Source organism: Mesocryomonas fontinalis (assembly GCF_055730125.2).
The window spans coordinates 314739-329308 of record NZ_JBUZWG020000004.1 but is presented as its reverse complement, the minus strand read 5'-3'; the positions used below and the strand labels follow the sequence as shown (position 1 = coordinate 329308).

Sequence of the window (14570 nt, the reverse complement as noted above, 5' to 3'; positions counted from 1 at the left end):
CTCACGAACCTCTAGCCCCCGAACTTTCAGCCCCGAGGGCGCCGCTGCCCGGCGCCCGGCTTGCCCCACCCGCCCATTTTCACCCGCCTGATATTTGCCCGCACGGATTTCACATGAGTTTTCGGATCGACCCCGCCGCCCCCCTCGACGCCGACGTCCGGCGCATCGCCGGAGAGCAGATCGACAAGGCCATCGCCCAGCTCGGCGCGACGTCGTCCGGTGGTGACCGCGATACGGCCATCCACGACGTGCGCAAGCGCATGAAGAAGATGCGCGCGCTGTTCCGGCTGGTCCGGCATGGCGATGCGGCCTTCTACCGCGAGGAGAACGCCCGCCTGCGCGACGGTGCGCGCCTCCTGTCATCCGCGCGCGACCGCACCGCTCTGATCGAGGCGCTGGATTCGCTGGCGCAGGACGTGCCGGCGAGCCTTTCCACCGAAGCGGTCGTCGCAGCCTTTGCGCCGCTGCGGCAGGATTTGCTCGCCCGGCGCCGCGAGGCCGAGAACGGCCAGGGCAGCACTGATGTCCTCATCGCGGGCACGATCGACACCTTGCAGGCCAGCCGCGCCGCGCTCGACGGGCTCGGCTTCCCCCGCGCAAAATCGCGGGCCGTCGCCAGCGCCGGCTTTGCCGCCACGCATGCGGCGGCGCGGTCGGCCTTGAAGGTCGCCGAGAAGACCGGCTCGGCCGAGGACCTTCATCTCCTGCGCAAGCATGTCAAATATCTCGGCTTCCACCTGGCTCTCCTGTCGCCGCTCTGGCCGGAGGCTTTCGCGCCCTTGCGCCAGGCCGCGGGAGACATTGCCGACGATCTCGGCCGTGACCACGACTTCGCCGTGCTGCGCGACGAGATCGAGGCAGGACAGCATTCGCTGGTGCTTGCCTTGATGGACCGGCGGCAGGCCGAGCTTCAGGGCAGGGGGCTCGTCCTGGCCCGGCGTCTGCTCGCAGAGAAGCCGGCGGCCGTCGAAACGCGCATTGCCCGCCTCTACCGGAACGCTCGTCAGGGTACTGTCACACAGATGTGAACGACGCTGGGTTGCGCCGGCGAGAGCATGAATGGGCCGATGCCGAGGCCTTTCCCGCGGGCTGCGGGTGTTGTGGTTCTGCAGCACCGTGGCGGGCGATTCACGTTACATGCCAAGCTTTTGCGTCCCCATCAAAATTCCAGTGGAACCGGCTGAATCCTTCGTGCATGCTCTGATTCGTGAGGCTGCTATGAAGCAAAAGACGGCAGCAGGCGCACGGCAGGCCCTGTAGAGAAGGGCCGTTTAGGGGAGGTTGTAATGCTGAGACTTGCATCGCAGAACCTCAATAGCCGCACCGTACTTCTGATCGAACGCGATGAAGTCTGTGCAGGCGAGATGATGGCCGCCGTAAAGGCAGCCGGTGGGCAGTTGGCGGGTTGCGTCAGTTCGGGCATGGGGGCCGTGGCCTTTGCCCGCCGCCAGCGGATCGACTGCGTCATGGTTCACACCCAGACACTGCTCCGGATTTCGTTTCCGCTGAACGAGGTGATGACATCGCTCGGCGTCGTCGTCGTGCCCGTGACCTCGTTCGACGAATGGTACGAGCTCGACGACGAAGAAGACGAGGAACAGCCCCTCGAGCTCTCTCTGGCGGCGTGCGCCTGAGGCTTGAGGCCTGGACGGGCGGCAGGCGTTTGTGCCGTTCGCACCGCGGTGCCATCGACGGCATTTTCGCGGGCATTCCCTCGCCATCATCTTCCGCGGGATTTCTCGACCAGGAAATTCCGCGGCTGTTTCCCCTCCGCCCCGTCCTTCCCGTCCTCGAACCGTCCTGACGGCACAGCCCTCGTGCTGGCCGCTGCGTCGATGGCGTCAGGTTTCCGGCCGGCACGCGCAACGGGCTGGGCGGCCAGGCAGCCCCTTCACGCGCGCCAATGCTTTCCGCCTTTGAGGTGGCGGGTGGACCGCCCACAAGGCGTTCCGGTTCCCCGGACTGTCCTGTAGGACAGGGCCATCGGCGCGCGAGCGCCGCATTGGGGGGGGCGATCGGCATGTTGACCGCGCACTGCAAGGTGAAGCTCGAGGATCCGCAGGAGACCTTGCGCGAACTCCTGGAACAATACGAGGAGCACGGCACCGTGACGCTCGGCGAGCGGACCGGCTTGATCGTCACGCCTTTCGGTACGGCTAACCTCGTTGCGGGCGCGCGGACGATCCGCATTTCCGCCGAGGCGGGGGACGAGACCAGCCTCGCCTACATGACCTACGGCATCGCCTTCCACCTCAGCGAGTTCTCGCCGGAAAGGCCCCCGGTGGTGCGCTGGGAAGGGCATCACACGGTGGGGGTGACGCCGCCCTATTTCCGCGAGATGACGGTCGTCTCGGCCGCGGACCTGACGCCGTCGATGCGCCGGCTGGTGCTGCGGACGGATAACGTCGAACGCTTCGCCCGAGACGGTATCCACGTGCGCCTGCTGTTTCCGCCGAAAGGCCGCCCGCCGGTCTGGCCGGTGACCGGCGAGGATGGCTGCCCGCAATGGCCGACCGGCGACGACACGCTGGTTGCCCGCGTCTACACCGTGCGGCGCCTCGATGTGGCGGCCGGCGAGATGACGGTCGACATCCTCCGCCACGACGGCGATGCGACGCCTGGCTCGGTGTTTGCGACGACCGCGCAGCCCGGCGACATCGTCGGCGCGGTCGGACCGGCGGGAGACGCGCTGCCGGAGGCCGGCAAGCTCTTCCTCTTCGGCGACGAGACGGCGATCCCCGCGATTGCCCGCATTCTCGACGCTCTTCCGCCGTCCGGCACCGCCCGCGCCGTCATCGAGATCGCCGGGCCGCAGGAGCGACAGCCCTTGCCGACCGGCGCCAACATCCACGTCGACTGGCTGCAGCGCGGCGAGCGGAGCCTCGGCGAGGCCGCAGCGGCCCTCACCCCCGGCGATATCGGCGAGGACGGCTACGTCTGGGCCGGCTGCGAGTTCGCCGACTTCAAGGCAATCCGCCGCCATTGCCGCGCGGTGCTCGGCCTCGCCAAGCACCGGCACCTCGTCGCCGCCTATTGGCGGCGCGGGCATGCGGGCGACCTCGACGGCTGATCCCCGGCGTCCCGCCGGGCCGGCAGGTCCGGTCGAAGCGGCAAGGCCCTTGCCCGGCCTCTCACGGGCTGCCGGGCGTTCGCCCTCTGGTTCGCCGTCGCCGAACTGTCCGGCGCGAAGCCGCGCGGCTCAGAAACGGTACTTGATCGACCCGATGATGTCGCGGCCCTGCTCGCGGTAGCAGTAGGCGTCGGCACAGGTCACGTCCCGCTTGTCGAAGAGGTTCTTGGCGTTGATCTGCGCCGAGATGCCGTCGAGCTTGGGGTTCGCCTTGCCGAAATCGTAGGAGAGCGAGGCGTCGACGAAGACGCGGTCGTCGTTCTCGCGGATGTTGGTGCTGTCGGCATAGCTCTGGCCCTGGAAGCGGACGCCGAGACCGAGGCCGAGACCCTCGGCAAGGTTTGCCGGCAGCTGGTAGCCGCCCCAGACCGAGAACTGATGCGCCGGGATGCCGACCGGTACCTTGCCGAGATTGTCGCCGCCGGTGATCTCGAGATCGACATAGGTGTAGGCGGCGGTGAGGTCGATGCCCTCGGCAAGGCTCGTCGTCGCCGAGACCTCGAAGCCGCGGGACTGCACTTCGCCGAGCTGGATCTGGAAGAAGCGGTTGTCGGGGTCCTGCGACAGGACATTGGTCTGGTTGATCTCGAACAGCGCGGCGTTGACCGAGAGGTTCACGTCGTCCGGAGCGTACTTGACGCCGAGCTCGACCTGGTCGCCCTCCGTCGGGTCGAAGGCGAGCCCCGCGGCATTGGTGCCGATCGTCGGCGCGAAGGAGGTGGAATAGCTGACATAAGGCGAGATGCCGTTGTCGAAGAGGTAGGAGAGCCCCGCCCGGCCCGAGAACTGCTCGTCGTCCTGCTCGCTGCGGGAGAGCGGGGCGATGACGCTTTCGTTCCGGGTGTTCAGCCAGTCGTAGCGGCCGCCGAGCGTCAGGACGAAGCGGTTGTACTCGGCCTGGTCCTGCAGGTAGACGCCGGTATGGCTCTGCTGGGTGTTGGTGCTCGAGAAGAACTCGTCCGCCGCCGGCCCCTCGATCGGCTGTGCGCCGTAATTGCGGGTCAGGAGGTTCAGCGACGGCACGTCGCTGTTGGCGCCGTAGCGGTAGCTGGAATCGGTGTGGCTGTAGTCGAGGCCGCCGAGCAGCGTGTGGGCCACAGGCCCGGTGCTGACGTTGACCTGGACCTGGTTGTCGACGGCGATGGAATCGGCATCGTCGAGGATCTGGCCGGCGCTCCGGCTGGCGGTGATGCCGTCGGGATTGACGCCGGTGAACGAGACGAAGCGCATGTTGGTGTCGACCGACTGGTAGCGGAGATTCTGCCGGATGGTCACGGTCTCGTCGAACCGGTGCTCGAACTCGTAGCCGATGCGCGCCTGGCGGCCGTCGAGGTCGCGGTAGCGCGGATCGCCTTCCTCGATGTCGGTGATCCTGTTGTTCAGCGTGACGTAGCCCGCAGCGCCCCCCGAGGTCAGCTCGGTGTATTCGCCGAGGATGGTGAGGTGGGTGTTGCGGTCGGTGGAGCGCAGCGTCAGCGCTGGCGCGATGTAGGTGCGGTCGTCGCGCGCGGCGATCAGCTCGGTGTCGGCGCTGCGGGCGATGCCGGTCAGCCGGTAGAGCACGTTGTCATTGCCGCCGAGCGGACCGGAGGCGTCGAAATTGCCCTGGTAGCGCTTGTTCGAGCCGATCTGCGCCTCGACCTCGCGGAACGGCGCCTCGGTCGGGCGTTTGGAGATGACGTTGACGATGCCGCCGGGCGGGCCGGCGCCGTAGAGAACCGAGCTTGGTCCCTTGAGGATCGAGATGCCGTCGAGGCCATAGGGCTCGAGCCGCAGCACCGAGAAAGTCCCGCCGAGGCTGCGCAGGCCGTCGCGGTAGAAGCCGTTGCCGGTGACGTTGAAGCCGCGGAGGAAGACGGTGTCGAAGCGCGGATCGAAGCCGTAGGTGCCGACGCGCACGCCCGACGTATAGGCGACGGCCTCGACCAGCGACTGCACCTGCCGGGCCTCGAGTTCCTCGCGGGAGACGACGGCGATCGACTGCGGCACCTTCTTGAGGTCGGTATCGGTCTTGGTGCCGACCCGCGCGGCCTTGGCGACATAGCCCTCAGTGGCAAGGCCCCCGCCGGTTCCGACGCCCGCATCGCCGGCCGTCCCGCCCTCGAGCGTCACCGCCTCCAGCACGATCGCATCTTCGGCAGCCGCAAGGCCGGCGGACAGAGCGAGGCAGGAGCAGCCGAGGAGCCCGGACAGGACGAGGCGACGGGGGCGGACCATGGCGAGATTCCCTGATGACGGCGGCCGGCGGCCGCTTGGCCGTCAGTACGTAAAGTTGACATTTACCGTCAACATTTAGCCGCCGCAAAATCATCGATCGGGGCGCGACAGGGGGCATAAGCCGCAACTGTTGCCCGAAAACCTCAGGAAGCGTGTCCGCGCCCTCATCCCTTGTGTTCGGTGGGATGGCGATGATCCCTGCGGCGCCGTTTGCGGCCCGTCTGGCGTTGGAGCACCGGCCGCCTCGGCTCAGCTCTGCGCGAGAGATTGCGCTGCCGCGCACAAAAGCTGCGCCGCCGTAGGGGAGGATCGCGCCGACACCACCAGGGTGCAGCGCTTCCGGCTGTCCTGCCGCCTCTGGCCGGTCGCCACGGTCGACTGCCTTGCTGGACAAGGTATCCGGCGGACTTGCGCTACCAGCCCTCGACGGTCAGCAGCATCGCGACCATGGACCTGCGCACCATCCCCCAGTCGTCGAAACTCACCGCCGGGATCTCGAAGCGGTCGAGCACGACCACCCCGTGGTGCCGCGTGTCCCGCGCGATCTGGACGAACAGGTCCTCGACGGCCTCACCCGAGCCCTCCAGCACCTGCATGACCTTCCGGCCGTCGACGGCCAGGATCCCGGTGATCGCATGGGCGCGGTTCCATTCCGCCGACCACGCGACGATCGCCACGAGATCCTCCTGCGTGGTCGCTTCGGAAAGGGTGCTGGCGTAGCGGAGGCGGATGAGCATGAACCGAACCGTATCAGAAACTGCTGGGATGGACTGACAGCGGCCCATCGGAGCCAACCGGCCGGTATGTTGCAACCCTTAGGGCCGACGGCGCGGAGTGTGGAACGTGCTCTGCGGCCCATGCGCTGAAGCGCCCGCTTCCCTTCCGCTTGGTTTGGCTGGGCCGCGCTGATCCAGCTGTCGCCCACCAACGCGCCATCGACTTGAGCCGTTTCAGCCGGACGATGGGACGAGGGGAAGGCGTGGTGCCCAGGGACGGAGTCGAACCGCCGACACTGCGATTTTCAGTCGCATGCTCTACCAACTGAGCTACCTGGGCGCCTTGCTGCGGAGGGATGCGGCAGGCCGCGTCCCTCGCGGGTGGTGGCCTTATATGAAGATCATCCGGCGCTGTCCAGCCACTTTCTTCAGGCGAGGGACGGCGATGGCCGGCATTTGCTTTCGCTCCGTCGCGCTGCGCCACCGTCATGCTCAGCGCCCGCGGCCGACAGCCTTGCGCGAGGCTTTGGTCATTCACAGGGATATCCATTGTTTGCGCCAGGACCGCTTGCGCTTCGCCCGGGGCTATGTCAGAAGGCCCTCGCTTTCAGCAAAAGCGCTGCGGTAGCTCAGTGGTAGAGCACTCCATTGGTAATGGAGAGGTCGGGAGTTCAATCCTCCCTCGCAGCACCATCATCTGCTTCGCGCAGAAACCGCTGAAACCCGGCGCAGTAACCCGCTTCTGAGATATCAACACTTTCCGCAGGTTAAAACGATTGGCCTGAAACAGGACCATTTCGGTACGTTTCCAACGTTCTGCGGATACCTTTCGGACTGCCCGACAGCATCAAGGTCCGCGTGGTGCGATGCCTTGGACGAACCGACGGCTCCACAGCGTCGCGGACCGACTTCGGTCTGAACTAAAGCCTTGATCCTGCACCGTTGGACTGCTCTCTCGTTTGCATGAGCATACCCCTCTGGGCCGGGTTCGAGTCCGGCCACCTCGGTTGGTCGAAGCACGATCTCCTCGTCACAACCCGGCACATGCCTGATGACCGCATGGCAGCGCACTACGCCATCGCTCGGGACCATGGGCTGCTACGGGCGCGCGACGGCTTGCCTTGGCGGCATAACCCGGTCCCGCGACTGCGGCTTGCCGAGGCGTCGGGAATGGAAGTCACCTGGGACCTCGCGCATTTCGATCGACCGCCGGATCCGGTGGCCCACGCCGTCGCCGTCGCCCGGGGCGCGGATCCCCAAAGGCCCTTGCGCCTCTGTCCGGTCAACGAGCCTTCGATATACCCGATGCTGGCCGGCATGGCCTGGGAGGAGGCGGTCGAGATGGCGATTGCCATGGCGCGGGCCGCGCGCGACCACCATGGGGACGTGCGCCTGCTCGCCTGCGACCCGATCAACGGGATCGGCGAGCGCCAGTTCGCAGCCGTCGACCGGCTGGTGGCCGCCGGCGTCGTCGACACCGTCGGCATCAACTCCTACCCGCACACCGCGCGGGCGCCGCTCGGCCGCGCGATCCTGAAGAGCTGGCGGCGGTACAGGCTTCCGATCCTTGTCGCCGAGACGAGCTGGCACGACGGGCATCGCGCGCAGCGTCGGCGCTTTCCCGGGTTCGACAAACGTCGTTGGCTGGAGCATGTGTTGGCCGAGGTCGACTGGGCGCAGGAGAGGGGCGCGCGGGTCGAGGGCGTCTGCTGGTATCCGATCGTCGACTGCCCGCCCTGGCCGCATCCGGGGTCTGCGCATCGCTGGCGACACGGCCTGATCCACGAGGACCTCGGTCTCGACCCCTTGCTTTCGGAGGCTCTCAGAGGCCGCATGGGTGTGGAGCTCGGTTTGCCGAGCGAGCAGCTCAGCCTCGCACTCTGACCCCGGTTCGATTCCAAACGGCTTGATCGTGTAGAAGGGAGACTGGCAGCTTTCGGATCGTGCGGGCCAGGAAGCTGACGGTCGTCGAACTCTGGAAAAGCACCGTTCGTTGCTGAGGCACCTAGCAGCGATCTGGCGGTCCGACGTCTGGTCGGAAAGCGGGCGCTACGGGCCCGACCATCTTGCCCGCTGTGTATCACTCAGCTTTCGGCCAACCTGCCATCGCTGCGTCCACGATCCCCATCAGCTTGGTGCGTCCAGCCCCATCCTTGGCAAGCGTCGACATACCCTGAACCACTGCGAAGACATGACCTGCCAGCGCCTCTGCGTCCGATCCCTGCGGCAGAAGACCCTCGCGAATGTCTCGCTCGATGCGGGCACGCAACGCCGCCTCAATGCCCCGGCGGATTGCAGCCAGTGTCTCGCGCACGGTGTCGGCCTCGCTGGAACTCGTCACGAGAGAACTCGCGAGGAGGCATCCTGGCGGCGTGTCGTCGCCGGTGTCGCCGAGCACGGCGGAAACCAGAAGGTCGCGCGCGGCATCATAGGCGCTCGCCGCGCCCGCGATGCTCTGTTCGACGGCTTCAAGTCCCCCGAGATAGCGCTCGACCGCTTCCAGGAAAAGGCGCCGCTTGTCCCCGAACGCGGCGTAGAGACTGGGAGGCGTGATCCCCATCGCGCGCGTCAGGTCGGCGACGGACGTTGCCTCGTACCCATGGCGCCAGAAGAGATGCATCGCGCTGACCAGCGCCGCATCCCGGTCAAAGGAGAGCGGTCGCCCCGTGCGTCGCGCGGCCGGAGGAGGCAAGGGTTCCATATCGCTCGCTATAGAACGCTTGACCGGGTCGATCAAGCTGGCTAGACGACTTATATAGCGATCACTAGGAAACGATCTCATGTCCATGACCACCTATCGCACGCTCGGCCGATCCGGCCTCGTCGTCAGTCCTCTGGCGCTGGGGACGATGACCTTTGGCGTCGGTCGGTGGGGCATGGAACGGCCTGAAGCGGAGGCTGTCTTCGATGCCTATGTCGAGGCGGGCGGCAATCTCGTCGACACCGCCGACGTCTATGCCGGCGGCCGCAGCGAGGAGATGCTCGGGGCCATGATCGCCGATCGCGGGCTTCGCGACAGCCTCGTCGTCGCCACCAAGTCCGGCTTTTCCACTGGGCGTGGCTCCCACGCCGGAGGCAATGGCGCCAAGCATGTGCATGCCGCACTGGACGGGTCGCTGCGCCGGCTGGGAACCGACTACATCGATCTCTACTGGGTGCATGTCTGGGACTCGGTGACGCCTGCGGAAGAACTGCTGGAGACGATGGCGGGCCTCGTAAGAGCCGGCAAGATCCGCTATTGGGGCCTCTCCAACGCACCCGCCTGGTATGCCGCCAAGATTGCGACGCTGGCGTCCGCCCACGCGATGCCGGGGCCGATCGCGCTCCAGTATTTCTATTCCCTGGTCAGCCGCGAGGTCGAGGCCGAGCACCTGCCGCTCGCCCGGGACATGGGCCTCGGCCTGATGCCGTGGAGCCCGCTTGCCTACGGTCTGCTGACGGGCAAGTACGATCGCGCCGCAGTCGAGGCAGGCATGCCGCGTGCCGGCGGCCTTCCCACCGACGTCGGAACCGGCGTCTCCCGCCCGGACAACGACAAGCGTCTCGATGGCAGCAATCCCTTCGGCGATACCCTCTTCACCGAACGCAACTGGCGGATTGTCGACACGCTTCGCCATGTCGCGGAGACGATCGGCGAGACGCCGGCCCGGGTTGCGCTGGCCTGGGTTCTCTCGAAGCCCGGCGTCGACACGGCCCTGATGGGTGTGAGCCGAGTGTCGCAAGTCCACGACAACGTCGCCGCGACCGAGCTTCGCCTGCCCGCCGAGCAGATTGCAATCCTCGACGAGGCCAGCAAACCGGAGGGGGCGATGATCTACGGCCTCTTCACCCAAGCCGCGCGCCAAAACCTTGTCTTCGGCGGAAGCAATGTCGTCGATCGGGGATAGCGACACTTCGACGAACTCTCGCCGGAAGGCAATTTGGGCCCGTTCTCTTGCGTCCATCGGGCTGCCATTGGGCGTCCATCGGGCGGCCACCAGGGTGTCCGCTTCCGCGCCTTGTTCGCAATGTGACAAGGACCATCTCGGGTCGTGAGCCGCCAGATCGGCTGGTAGCCTCTGAAACCTATGGGGTCGATTGGTGCCGTACCTGGCAAATCGCTTCGGTCTCAGCGCCGCCCGCGATAGGCGTCGAAGCTGAACCTCCCTGGGCCGAGGAGGGCCGCAAAGAGAAATCCGCCGCACATCGACACGTTCTTGAAGAAGTGGAACTCCATGTCGGGGTTCGAGAAATCGGTGTGCGCGACGAAGGCGGTGGCGATGCACCAGGCGGCCAATACCAGGGCGGCAGGACGGAAGAAGAGGCCGGTCATGATGAGGAGGCCGCCGCCCAGTTCGATCAGGACGGTCACGGCGTAGGCGGCTGGCGGGACGGGAAGCTGGAGCGCGGTGAAATATGCAATGGTCGCTCCCATCGTCATCGCCTTGGCGAGCCCGAACCAGGGGAAGATTGCCCCGAGCAACAGGCGCGCCAGTAAGGTTCCCGCATCGATCGCGGACGTCGTTCGTTTGATCTCGCTCATGCGCTGAGGTCCTTCAGTTTTGTTTCGGCGAGCGGCGAATGTCGGTCGGCGGGATGCCAGGACAGCACCCCGTCGATGGGGATCAGAAGGGGTAGGACGGCACTTCGTCGTGCATCGACAGCCACTGCCATTCGCTGAACTGGTCGGCATTGGTCAGGGTGCTGTGAGCAAAGCCGTTGCCGGAGGAGCCGACCCCGCCGATGGGTCCGTAGACGTCGTGCAGAACGGTCTGGTCGTTGATGTGGACCACGCCCGCATGCAACGCGTCGGCGATCCGCTGGCCGCGCGCGAGGTTGGGCGTGACGACCGCCGCCACGAGGCCGTATTCGGTTGCGTTGGCGAGCTCGATGGCCTCGGCGTCGGTGCGGAACGTGGTGATCGGCGCGATCGGTCCGAAGATCTCCTCGTCGAACGCGGCCATTCCGGGCACGACACCCGTGACGACCGTCGGCTTGAAGAACAACCCGTCGCGCGTCCCGCCCGTCAGCACCTTGGCACCTTTGGCGACGGTCTCGTCGAGGATCCGCTGGACATTGGCCGCCTGGCGCTCGTTGGCGATCGGGCCGATCTGAACCTTCGGGTCGATCGGATCCCCGACGATCAGCGCGGCGGCCTTCCGGACCAAAGCCGCCGTATAGGCGTCGGCAATGCTCTCGTGGACGATGTGGCGGCCGGCGGTGAGGCAGATCTGTCCCTGGTGGAAGAACGAGCCCCAGGCACCCGCGCTCGCCGTCGCCTCGATGTCGGCGTCCTCGAGGATAATAAACGGGTTGTTGCCGCCGAGCTCGAGCGAAACCCGCTTGAGCTGGGCACCGGCGATCCCGCCGATCTGACGGCCGACCTTGGTGGAGCCGGTGAAGCTGATCATGTCGACCAGCGGCTCGGCCACCAGCGCCGCTCCGGTCTCGGCCGCTCCGGGCAGGACATGCAACAGTCCATCGGGAAGACCGGCCATCTTGAGGAGGATCGCAAACACGAAGCCTCCGATGAACGGCGTCTGGATATCGGGTTTCAGGAGGACGGCATTGCCCATGGCGAGCGCCGGGCCAACCGCGCGGGCCGCGAGGATGAACGGCGAATTCCAGGGCGTGATGATGCCGACGACGCCGAGGGGGACGCGGCGCGCAACGTTCCGCCGGCCCGGTTCGGCCGTCGCCGTCATGAAGCCGTGCGGTGCACTGCCGAGCGCCGCCGCCTTAAGAATCTCCCGGGCAACGACGTGGACCTCCCACTGCGCCTTCGCCTTGATGGAGCCGGACTCGCGGGTGAGTTGTTCGGCGATCTCGTCCGCATGCACGAGGATGAGACGCGAAAATTCGCGCAGCACGTCACCGCGCTTCGGGCTTGGCAGCGCGGCCCATGCCTTCTGTGCCTCTCGACCGACGGCAGCAGCCGTGCGCACGTCCTCGGCGGAGGCGACGCCGGTGTGCGCGAGCGTCTTGCCCGTGGCCTTTTCCAGCACGGGCTGGGTTCCGCCGCCCGGCTGCTTCCAGCCACTGCTGTAGATCCTGCCGCTGTAGACATCGACGGATTTGAGAATGCTCTGTTGGGTCATATGCCTGATCATCCCTCTGAAGCTGATGGCCGACTCCAGTTCAGGTCGGTAGCCTTCAGTTAAAGAGATCTCGGGGAATGATTAGTTGGGGCATCCGGGATGTAATGTCCAAAGGGATGGACGATCGCCGGCGCCCGGTGGATGTAGTAAAAAATAGATCTGAATACTTTAATATTTAGCCGGCGCATGATTGACGCAAAAGATAAGACTAAGCGCGGATATTTTTAAAAATTCAGGGGAACTACGCGGGAAAGGGTTCCGGGTTGACCACTTTGGGCAGTTCGGTGATGAGACAGTCGAGAAACGCTCGGACCGACGGCAGAACGTAGCCGCGGAAGGGCAGGACGGCGGTGATCTCCGCCTTTCCCGCCATCCATTCCGGCATGACCCGTTTCAACCGTCCTGTGAGAACGTCATCCCGGCAGATGTAGCCGGGGAGGGCGGTGATCCCGATCCCGTCGACGGCCGCCTGTTTCAGCATCATCAGATCATTGCCGGCCATGCGGGGTTGAACCGGAAGCAGCCGGTCGCCGATCAGAGGATGGCTGAGCTTCCACACCGTCGCCTGCCCGGGGCGATGCATCGCCAGGAGGTCATGCTGCGAGAGGTCATCCGGCGCCATCGGCGCGCCACGGCGTTCGAGGTAGCCGGGTGCCGCGAAGATGAACCAGGGCGCCGGCGACAGGCTACGCTGGACCAGGGACGAGTCGTCCATCGGTCCTTCATGCGCCCGGATTGCGAGGTCGAAGGCGCCGCCGATGATGTCGGTCTGCTCGTCGCCTGTGTGCTGGACAAGCTGGATCTTGGGGTGGTCGATCGCAAACCGGGGTATGATCGGGCGCAAGGCATAGACGGAGGTCGCAATCGCCACCGTGAACTTCACGATCCCCGTCGGCTCGTCCAACCTCTGTCGGACCGACTGCTCGGCGAGATCCGCGCTCCGAAGCATGACCAGCGCATGGCGGTAGAACAGGGCACCGGCCTCGGTCATGTTCTGCGTCCGCGACGTTCTGTTCATAAGCCGTACCCCGAGCTCGGCTTCGAGTTGCTGGAGGCGATGGCTCAGTGTCGATTTAGGGACGCCCATGCTTCGGCCTGCCGCCGTCAGCCCCCCGCTGTCGACGACCTGAACGAAATAGCGGAAGTCATTGAGATCCAGCACTAGGGCGCTCCATCCAGTGGCTCCAGGCGCCCCCAAGGGCTGCTCTCATCAGGCGGAAGCTCAATACGGCCACCACCAGGACTAGAGAGGCGCCTTGACCATAGCAACCCGCAGGTGGCGGGCGAGCCCTTCGGACGCCGCCGCGAACGCCGACAGATTGATATCGAGCACCAGGTTGGAATCGTCCCCGTCAGCCGGAACGAACGAGGCTTCGAACCGGATATTGGCTTCGTCGCCCGTCTCGCCGGGAGCCACGATGATCTGGTTCGTCTGCTGGGTGACGGGGATCGGAAACGTCACCATCTCGTAGGTCAGGTGACGCGCGGCATCGTCGCTCTTGATCAGCCGCTCGCGGACGAGCGTTCCGTCGGCGGTGATCAGCTCCCTTTCGCCCTCGGCCACCAGGCGGCTCTTACGGGCAATGGGGCTCCACGACGCGACCGCGCCGAAATCGCGGATCACCGACCAGACCCGCTCAGGGCTCGCGCGGAGGGTCGCGGTGTACACCGCGACGTAGCTCTTGCTCATACTCTCGCTCCGCCGTTCGCGAGGATATGCTGCCCCGTGAGCCAGCGCGCCTGGTCGGAGGCGAGGAAGGCGACGACATCGGCCACCTCGTCCGGCTCGCCCAGACGCCCGAGCGGCGATCCGGCGGCAATGCGGTCCCGCTCTTCCTGCGGCGCATCCTTGATGAATTCGGTGTTGGTCGCGCCGGGCATGACCGAGTTGACGGTGATCCCGCGGTGACCGAGCTCGATCGCGAGCACCTCGACGATCAGCTTCGACCCGGCCTTCGACGCGGCGTGCAGCCCCATTCCCTGTGCCGTGAAGGCGGTCGTCGAGGTCGAGATGTCGAGAATCCGCCCACCGTCCCGCACGCGCTTGGCCGCTTCCTGGAGAACGAAGAACGAGCCCTTGGCGTTGAGCCCGAAGATCCGGTCGAAATCCTCCTCCCTGACGTCGATGACGGGCACGCCGATGAACGGCAGTCCGGCATTGGCGACGACGATGTCGAGACCGCCAAAAGCGGCATCGACCTCCGTGAAGAGGCGCCGGATATCCGCCATGTCGGCGACATCCGCCTGGAAGGCGCGGGCCACGCCGCCCGCATCCTCGACGGCGCGAACCGCGTCCGCCGCTTCTTCCGGTCGGCTGCGATAGTTGATCGCGACCGTCGCGCCTTCGCGCCCGAGGCGTTCGCCGATCGCGCGACCGATGCCGCGCGATGCGCCGGTGATCAGCGCCACCTTGCCTGTGAGGGATGTCAT

Annotated in this window: 13 protein-coding genes and 2 tRNA genes; 6 read left to right on the top strand and 9 right to left on the bottom strand. The window is 66.2% G+C overall.

The window, feature by feature from the left end; translation table 11 throughout:
• The first annotated feature begins 113 nt into the window (after positions 1-113).
• From ACZL02_RS12455 to ACZL02_RS12445, 3 genes are all read left to right on the top strand, one after another.
• Positions 114-1028: a CHAD domain-containing protein gene (locus ACZL02_RS12455; protein ID WP_472939914.1), complete on the top strand. Its 915-nt coding sequence runs from the start codon at positions 114-116 to the stop codon at positions 1026-1028.
• 258 nt (positions 1029-1286) lie between these two features.
• Positions 1287-1634 carry a hypothetical protein gene (locus ACZL02_RS12450; RefSeq protein ID WP_472939913.1) on the top strand — a complete coding sequence of 116 codons (348 nt, stop codon included), beginning with the start codon at positions 1287-1289 and terminating at the stop codon, positions 1632-1634.
• 386 nt (positions 1635-2020) lie between these two features.
• Positions 2021-3070: a DUF2218 domain-containing protein gene (locus ACZL02_RS12445; RefSeq protein ID WP_472939912.1), complete on the top strand. Its 1050-nt coding sequence runs from the start codon at positions 2021-2023 to the stop codon at positions 3068-3070.
• A 129-nt stretch (positions 3071-3199) separates the two neighbouring features.
• On the opposite strand, the gene ACZL02_RS12440 is transcribed toward ACZL02_RS12445, so the two are convergent.
• From ACZL02_RS12440 to ACZL02_RS12430, 3 genes are all read right to left on the bottom strand, one after another.
• Positions 3200-5347, bottom strand: a complete 2148-nt coding sequence (locus ACZL02_RS12440; RefSeq protein ID WP_472939911.1) for a TonB-dependent siderophore receptor — start codon at positions 5345-5347, stop codon at positions 3200-3202.
• A 413-nt stretch (positions 5348-5760) separates the two neighbouring features.
• Positions 5761-6084 (bottom strand): BLUF domain-containing protein, encoded by a 324-nt coding sequence (locus tag ACZL02_RS12435; RefSeq protein WP_472939910.1) that lies wholly within the window; start codon positions 6082-6084, stop codon positions 5761-5763.
• A 243-nt stretch (positions 6085-6327) separates the two neighbouring features.
• Positions 6328-6403: transfer RNA gene (locus tag ACZL02_RS12430), tRNA-Phe, on the bottom strand.
• 278 nt (positions 6404-6681) lie between these two features.
• Between ACZL02_RS12430 and ACZL02_RS12425 the strand changes: the two genes are divergently transcribed.
• Positions 6682-6756: transfer RNA gene (locus ACZL02_RS12425), tRNA-Thr, on the top strand.
• 477 nt (positions 6757-7233) lie between these two features.
• A complete protein-coding gene (locus ACZL02_RS12420) occupies positions 7234-7947 on the top strand; it encodes a hypothetical protein (protein ID WP_496258429.1) in 714 nt (237 codons plus the stop codon).
• A gap of 196 nt (positions 7948-8143) precedes the next feature.
• Here ACZL02_RS12420 and ACZL02_RS12415 read toward each other — a convergent pair whose 3' ends face one another.
• Positions 8144-8851: a TetR/AcrR family transcriptional regulator gene (locus tag ACZL02_RS12415; RefSeq protein WP_472939908.1), complete on the bottom strand. Its 708-nt coding sequence runs from the start codon at positions 8849-8851 to the stop codon at positions 8144-8146.
• Between ACZL02_RS12415 and ACZL02_RS12410 the strand changes: the two genes are divergently transcribed.
• A complete protein-coding gene (locus tag ACZL02_RS12410) occupies positions 8844-9950 on the top strand; it encodes an aldo/keto reductase (protein ID WP_472939907.1) in 1107 nt (368 codons plus the stop codon). The two genes, ACZL02_RS12415 and ACZL02_RS12410, sit on opposite strands and share 8 nt — an antisense overlap.
• A gap of 221 nt (positions 9951-10171) precedes the next feature.
• Here the strand turns inward: ACZL02_RS12410 and ACZL02_RS12405 are convergent, their stop codons facing one another.
• From ACZL02_RS12405 to ACZL02_RS12385, 5 genes are all read right to left on the bottom strand, one after another.
• A complete protein-coding gene (locus ACZL02_RS12405) occupies positions 10172-10585 on the bottom strand; it encodes a DoxX family protein (protein ID WP_472939906.1) in 414 nt (137 codons plus the stop codon).
• A gap of 82 nt (positions 10586-10667) precedes the next feature.
• Complete coding sequence (locus ACZL02_RS12400; protein ID WP_472939905.1) at positions 10668-12140, bottom strand: benzaldehyde dehydrogenase; 1473 nt, start codon at positions 12138-12140, stop codon at positions 10668-10670.
• A gap of 241 nt (positions 12141-12381) precedes the next feature.
• Complete coding sequence (locus ACZL02_RS12395) at positions 12382-13302, bottom strand: LysR substrate-binding domain-containing protein (protein ID WP_472939904.1); 921 nt, start codon at positions 13300-13302, stop codon at positions 12382-12384.
• 81 nt (positions 13303-13383) lie between these two features.
• The gene (locus ACZL02_RS12390) at positions 13384-13830 is read right to left on the bottom strand and encodes an SRPBCC family protein (RefSeq protein WP_472939903.1); all 447 of its coding nucleotides are present in this window, start codon (positions 13828-13830) and stop codon (positions 13384-13386) included.
• The gene (locus ACZL02_RS12385; protein ID WP_472939902.1) at positions 13827-14570 is read right to left on the bottom strand and encodes an SDR family oxidoreductase; all 744 of its coding nucleotides are present in this window, start codon (positions 14568-14570) and stop codon (positions 13827-13829) included. The genes ACZL02_RS12390 and ACZL02_RS12385 overlap by 4 nt, the downstream gene beginning before the upstream one ends.

Excerpts from the sequence above, each read along its gene's own strand:
- ACZL02_RS12455 (WP_472939914.1), top strand. The coding sequence starts at position 114 with ATGAGTTTTCGGATCGACCCCGCCGCCCCCCTCGACGCCGACGTCCGG.
- ACZL02_RS12450 (WP_472939913.1), top strand. The coding sequence starts at position 1,287 with ATGCTGAGACTTGCATCGCAGAACCTCAATAGCCGCACCGTACTTCTG.
- ACZL02_RS12445 (WP_472939912.1), top strand. The coding sequence starts at position 2,021 with ATGTTGACCGCGCACTGCAAGGTGAAGCTCGAGGATCCGCAGGAGACC.
- ACZL02_RS12440 (WP_472939911.1), bottom strand. The coding sequence starts at position 5,347 with ATGGTCCGCCCCCGTCGCCTCGTCCTGTCCGGGCTCCTCGGCTGCTCC.
- ACZL02_RS12435 (WP_472939910.1), bottom strand. The coding sequence starts at position 6,084 with ATGCTCATCCGCCTCCGCTACGCCAGCACCCTTTCCGAAGCGACCACG.
- ACZL02_RS12420 (WP_496258429.1), top strand. The coding sequence starts at position 7,234 with ATGGAAGTCACCTGGGACCTCGCGCATTTCGATCGACCGCCGGATCCG.
- ACZL02_RS12410 (WP_472939907.1), top strand. The coding sequence starts at position 8,844 with ATGTCCATGACCACCTATCGCACGCTCGGCCGATCCGGCCTCGTCGTC.
- ACZL02_RS12415 (WP_472939908.1), bottom strand. The coding sequence starts at position 8,851 with ATGGACATGAGATCGTTTCCTAGTGATCGCTATATAAGTCGTCTAGCC.
- ACZL02_RS12405 (WP_472939906.1), bottom strand. The coding sequence starts at position 10,585 with ATGAGCGAGATCAAACGAACGACGTCCGCGATCGATGCGGGAACCTTA.
- ACZL02_RS12400 (WP_472939905.1), bottom strand. The coding sequence starts at position 12,140 with ATGACCCAACAGAGCATTCTCAAATCCGTCGATGTCTACAGCGGCAGG.
- ACZL02_RS12390 (WP_472939903.1), bottom strand. The coding sequence starts at position 13,830 with ATGAGCAAGAGCTACGTCGCGGTGTACACCGCGACCCTCCGCGCGAGC.
- ACZL02_RS12385 (WP_472939902.1), bottom strand. The coding sequence starts at position 14,570 with ATGACATCCCTCACAGGCAAGGTGGCGCTGATCACCGGCGCATCGCGC.